We start from the raw sequence: 5,845 nt of genomic DNA, 5'->3' as shown, positions 1-5,845 counted from the left end.
CACCGCATGTTCGGCGTTGCCCGCTTCCGGCTTCAGTACATAGTACTGCGCGGTCAGCTGAGCGACGTTAATCAAATCACTCTGTTGTGCAGGCTCCCCTGCGCGTTTACTGTCCGTCATTTTTCTCTCCTGTCATATCCGTCAGGCTTATTTATGTGTTGCTGTTGGGCCGCTCATCGACGGGGCCGGTCGCCCCGACGCTCCCTGCGGGGTGAAGGCGGGATTAGAGTTGCGTTTTGTCGATATACCAGATCTTTTGCGCATACTCCCGCACCGTGCGGTCCGATGAAAAATAGCCCATGTGGGTTATGTTGAGCATCGCTTTGGCGGTCCACTCTTCCGGGGTTTGGTAGAGCGCATCCACCTTGTCCTGACAGTCAACATAGCTGCGGTAATCGGCCAGAACCTGATAGTGGTCGCCAAAGTTGATCAGCGAATCCAGCAGACCGCGATAGCGGCCCGGCTCCTGTGGGCTGAACACCCCGGTTCCCATCTGGGTCAGCGCCTGGCGCAGCTCTTGATCCTGGTCGTAGTAATCGCGCGGCTGGTAGCCGTTGCTGCGCAGCGCCTCGACCTGGGCTGCGGTATTACCGAAGATAAAGATATTCTCCTCACCCACGTGCTCCAGCATTTCAACGTTGGCACCGTCCAGCGTGCCAATGGTCAGCGCGCCGTTGAGGGCGAACTTCATATTGCTGGTCCCGGAGGCTTCGGTCCCTGCCAGCGAAATCTGCTCAGAAAGATCCGCGGCCGGAATGATCATCTGCGCCAGACTGACGCTGTAGTTGGGAATGAACACCACCTTTAGCCTGTCGCCAATCTGCGGATCGCTGTTGATGACTTTGGCTACGTCGTTTATCAGATGGATGATCTGTTTTGCCGTGTGGTAAGCGGATGCGGCTTTGCCAGCGAAAATCACCACGCGCGGTACCCATTCGGCCTGCGGGTCCGCCTTGATACGGTTGTAGCGGGTGATCACGTGCAGCACATTCATCAGCTGGCGTTTGTATTCGTGAATCCGCTTAATTTGCACATCAAACAGCGCCTTCGGGTTCACCACCACGCCCAGCTGGCGGGCGATATAATCGGCCAGCCGCTGTTTATTCGCCAGTTTGGCGGCGCTGACGGCCTGGTTAACCAGCGGATAATCCTGATATTCCCCCAGTTCACTCAGCTGACTTAAATCTGTTCGCCAGGTCTGGCCAATATAGCGATCCAGAACCCCGGCAAGGGACGGGTTAGCGGCAGCCAGCCAGCGGCGCGGCGTGACGCCATTGGTGACGTTAGTGAAGCGTCGCGGAAAGATGTGGGCGAAATCGGCAAACAGCGACTCCACCATCAGCCGGGAGTGCAGCTCCGACACGCCGTTCACCTTATGGCTCACCACCACCGCCAGCCAGGCCATCCGTACGCGGCGGCCGTTGGATTCATCAATAATCGAGGTCCGGCTCAGCAACGCAATATCATCGGGATAGTGCTCCTGCATGGTTTTCAGAAAATAGTCATTAATCTCGAAGATGATCTGCAAATGGCGCGGCAGGATTTTCCCCAGCATCTCGACCGGCCAGGTCTCCAGCGCTTCGCTCATCAGGGTATGGTTGGTGTAGGAGAAGACCTGGCAGGTCACCTCGAAAGCGTCATCCCAGCTGAAGCGGTGTTCGTCAATCAGCAGGCGCATCAGTTCCGGAATCGACAGCACCGGGTGGGTGTCGTTGAGGTGGATAGCAATTTTATCCGCCAGGTTGTCATAGGTTTGATACAGCTGGTAATGGCGGGTGAGGATGTCCTGCACCGTCGCCGAAACGAGGAAATACTCCTGACGCAGGCGCAGCTCGCGCCCGGAATAGGTTGAGTCGTCCGGGTAGAGCACGCGGGAGACGTTCTCGGAGTGGTTCTTATCCTCCACGGCGGCGAAATAGTCCCCCTGATTAAATTTACCGAGGTTAATTTCACTGCTGGCCTGGGCACTCCACAAACGCAGGGTGTTGGTGGCATCGGTTTCATAACCCGGAATAATCTGATCGTAGGCCACCGCAATAATCTCTTCGGTTTCCAGCCAGCGCGAGTTTTTGCCCTCATGTTGAATACGGCCGCCAAAGCGCACGGTATAGCGGGTTTTATGGCGCTCGAATTCCCAGGGGTTACCGTACTCCAGCCAGTAGTCCGGTGACTCCATCTGCCGGCCGTCGATAATGTTTTGCTTAAACATGCCGTAGTCGTAGCGGATGCCGTAACCGCGGCCTGGCAGCCCCAGAGTGGCCAGGGAGTCGAGAAAACAGGCCGCCAGACGGCCGAGACCGCCGTTGCCCAGCCCCGGATCGTTCTCCTCATCAATCAGCTCCTCCAGATCCAGCCCCATCCCTGCCAGCGCCGTTTTCACATCCTCATAGATGCCCAGCGACAGTAAGGCGTTAGAGAGGGTTCGGCCGATGAGAAACTCCATCGACAGATAATAAACCTGCCGGGCCTGCTGCGAGATCCGCGCCCGATGCGCCCGCAGCCAACGTTCTACCAGCCGATCGCGCACGGCGAACAGCGTAGCGTTGAGCCATTCATGCTTATTGGCAAGTGAAGGGTCTTTACCAAGAATAAACATGAGCTTATAAGCGATAGCATGCTGCAACGCTTCTTCATTCAGCCTGGGTGAAATATAACTTATGCGTGGTTCCATTTTTCTTATCCGTAGCAATTAAATAATGCGCTGATACAACTGGTGGAAAGACTTTGCGGCAATCTGCCAGCTAAAATCCAAGCTCATTGCCTGACGTTGCACATACCGCCACAGCGATGGACGGGACCACAGGACAAAGGCCCGGCGGATGGCACGTAATAACGATTCCGTCTCGCTGTCGGGAAACACAAATCCGCTCGCCAGCCCGTCGGCAAGGTTTTCGAGCGAACAATCGGCGACGGTATCCGCCAGTCCGCCGGTGCGGCGAACCAGCGGCAATGTGCCGTAGCGCAGGCCATAAAGCTGGGTCAGACCGCAGGGTTCAAAACGGCTGGGCACCAGGATGACGTCGGCGCCGCCAATCATCTGATGCGACAGCGCCTCGTCGTAGCCGATCCGGATACTCACCTGCCCGGGGTATTGCGCCGCGGCGGCAAGAAAACGGGCCTGCAAATCAGGGTCCCCGGCTCCCAGCAGCGCCAGCTGCCCTCCCTGCTCAATGATCCCCGGCAGCGCGCCAGGGATCAGGTCCAGCCCCTTCTGGCTGGTCAGCCGGCTCACAACGGTGAACAGCAGCGCCCGATCGTCCGCCTTCAGCCCCAGCGTCGTCTGCAGCTGCTGCTTGTTCTTCGCTTTCTCCGCCAGCGAATTCAGGTCGTAAGGCGCCGCCAGCAGCGGATCGCGGCGCGGATCCCAGATATTTTCGTCAACCCCGTTCAGGATCCCCGACAGTCGCCCTTCCCGCTGACGTTGCCGCAGCAGCTCTTCCAGACCAAACGCGTACTGTGGTTCGGTAATTTCACGGGCATACGTCGGGCTGACGGTGGTGATATGGTCAGCGAAATAGAGGCCCGCCTTAAGGAAGGAGATCTGTCCTTTAAACTCCACCCCATGCATCTGGAAGAATGACCACGGTAAAGCGATCTCCGCCATATGCCGGGCGAGGAACAGTCCCTGATAGGCAATGTTGTGCACCGTAAACACCGACCTCGCGGGGTTGCCGCGGGCGGCCAGATACGCCGGCGTGAGGCCAGCGTGCCAGTCATGGGCGTGGACGATTTCAGGCCGCCAGAACGGATCCAGACCGCCGGCAAGCTCGGCCGCGACCCAGCTCAGCAGCGCGAAACGCAGGACGTTATCGGGATAATCCTGCATCCGCGGGTCATGATAAGGATTACCCGGCCGGTCATAGAGATGCGGGGCAGCAATCAGATAGATGCCCACACCGTTAAAGTCGCCAAACAGCAGCGTCATCGGCCCGGCGAACGTCTCCCTGCTGGCCACCACCTGCGGATCCCGTACTCCGTCGCGGATCGCGGGAAACCCCGGCAGCAGCACGCGGGCATCAACCCCCTCGGCAATTTGCGCCGCCGGGAGGGCGCCGGTCACATCAGCCAGCCCGCCCGTTTTCAACAGAGGGAACATCTCCGCTCCGGCATGTAAAACTCGCATCGATGCTCCTTAATTATTCAGGCGCGAAGGCGGCGGTGCCGATGATGGCAATCACGGCCGCGGCCGCTTTTTTTTCCGCAAACGGCTTCATCGTTCAAGTCTGTCCAGCATTTCCTGGGTCACGAGGATGATCCCCTCTTCCGAACGATAAAAACGCTGCGCATCCTCAACGGCATTTTCGCCAATCACCGTCCCCTCCGGAATAACGCATCCCCGGTCGATCACGCAGCGTCTTATCCGGCAGGAGCGACCGACCCAGACGCCCGGTAATAAAACCGACGAATCAATATTACAAAACGAGTTAATGCGAACTTTGGAGAATAAAACCGACTGCACCACCACCGAGCCAGAAATAATACAGCCGCCGGAGACCAGAGAGTTCATGGTCATGCCATGACTGCCGGAACGGTCCTGAACAAATTTAGCGCTGGGTAACGACTCAACATAAGTACGGATAGGCCAGTTACGATCGTAAACATCCAGTTCAGGTACCACCGACGCTAAATCCAGATTCGCTTTCCAGTACGCCTCCAGAGTTCCGACATCACGCCAGTATGGCTCGGCATTATTATCCGACTGTACGCAGGAGCGCGGGAACGGATGCGCATATGCTTCACCTGCCGCCGTTATTCTGGGAATAATATCTTTGCCAAAATCATGGGTGGAGTGTTCATCCCGATCGTCTTCCGCCAGCAGCTGGTAGAGATATTCCGCATCAAACACATAAATGCCCATACTGGCAAGCGAGCGGGTTTCATCGCCAGGCATGGTGGGTGGATTAGCCGGTTTTTCAACAAATTCAATGATTTTGTCATTCTCATCCACTGCCATGACGCCAAAAGCGCTTGCCTCTTCAACCGGGACCGGCAGGCAGGCCACGGTGCAGCGCGCCCCTTTTTCAACGTGATCGAGCAGCATCCGCGAATAATCTTGTTTATAGATATGGTCCCCGGCCAGAATAACGACATATTCCGCATCATAGCGGCGGATAATATCCAGATTCTGGGTCACGGCATCCGCCGTACCTCGATACCAGTTCTCACCATGCACCCGCTGCTGCGCCGGTAATAAATCCACGAACTCATTCATTTCTTCGTTAAAGAATGCCCAGCCGCGTTGAATATGCTGCACCAGTGAATGCGACTGATATTGTGTAATGACCCCAATACGTCTTATTCCTGAGTTAATACAATTCGATAAGGCAAAATCAATAATTCTGAATTTACCGCCAAAATGCACCGCAGGTTTTGCGCGAATAGTGGTCAGGTCTTTTAAGCGGGTACCGCGCCCGCCGGCGAGGATCAGGGCCACGGATTTAAGCGGTAACTGGCGCGACAGCATTAAGTTGTCAGTATATTCAATTTTACTCATAATTATGTCCTGCTATTAAATAAAAGCTATAAAAGAAAATAATGAAGAAAAAGCCTCACTCTTCTGCAAATGAATTCAGAAGCGATCACCTCCGGTAATAAGTCAACTGCAACAGATCAGCTGCGCGTTTTATTGCCCTGCAGATTCCCGCACCAGCCAGATTGTCGCCAGCGGCGGCAGCGTCACCGACAGCGAATGCTCCCGCCCGTGGCTGGCGATCGCCTCGCTTGCCACGCCGCCGCCGTTGCCGGTATTGCTCCCGTGGTAGTGCATCGAGTCGGTGTTCAGCTCTTCACGCCAGCGCCCCGGCTGATTAACCCCGAAGCGATAGCCGTGACGCGGCACCGGCGT

At 56.4% G+C, this 5,845-nt stretch carries 5 protein-coding genes; all 5 read right to left on the bottom strand.

Annotated elements, in window-relative coordinates; genetic code table 11:
• Nucleotides 1-120: hypothetical protein (locus tag EDF73_RS27905; protein WP_243655264.1), on the bottom strand; the 120-nt coding region annotated here is incomplete at its 3' end.
• A 103-nt stretch (nucleotides 121-223) separates the two neighbouring features.
• Nucleotides 224-2,671, bottom strand: coding sequence for a glycogen phosphorylase (gene glgP / locus EDF73_RS27255; protein ID WP_132732046.1), 2,448 nt, complete (start codon nucleotides 2,669-2,671; stop codon nucleotides 224-226).
• Between the two features lie 18 nt (nucleotides 2,672-2,689).
• Nucleotides 2,690-4,123, bottom strand: a complete 1,434-nt coding sequence (glgA, locus tag EDF73_RS27250) for a glycogen synthase GlgA (protein WP_132732045.1) — start codon at nucleotides 4,121-4,123, stop codon at nucleotides 2,690-2,692.
• 87 nt (nucleotides 4,124-4,210) lie between these two features.
• Nucleotides 4,211-5,494, bottom strand: coding sequence for a glucose-1-phosphate adenylyltransferase (glgC, locus tag EDF73_RS27245; protein ID WP_132732044.1), 1,284 nt, complete (start codon nucleotides 5,492-5,494; stop codon nucleotides 4,211-4,213).
• Between the two features lie 129 nt (nucleotides 5,495-5,623).
• A partial coding sequence (locus EDF73_RS27240) for an alpha amylase C-terminal domain-containing protein (protein WP_207896701.1) occupies nucleotides 5,624-5,845 on the bottom strand: 222 nt, incomplete at its 5' end.

Origin of the sequence: Klebsiella sp. BIGb0138 (assembly GCF_004342285.1) — a bacterium.
Taxonomy (GTDB): Bacteria; Pseudomonadota; Gammaproteobacteria; order Enterobacterales; family Enterobacteriaceae; genus Klebsiella.
The sequence above is the reverse complement of the archived record's forward strand: the minus strand, read 5'-3'. Positions and strand labels throughout refer to the sequence as shown.

Excerpts from the sequence above, each read along its gene's own strand:
- glgP (WP_132732046.1), bottom strand. The coding sequence starts at position 2,671 with ATGGAACCACGCATAAGTTATATTTCACCCAGGCTGAATGAAGAAGCG.
- glgA (WP_132732045.1), bottom strand. The coding sequence starts at position 4,123 with ATGCGAGTTTTACATGCCGGAGCGGAGATGTTCCCTCTGTTGAAAACG.
- glgC (WP_132732044.1), bottom strand. The coding sequence starts at position 5,494 with ATGAGTAAAATTGAATATACTGACAACTTAATGCTGTCGCGCCAGTTA.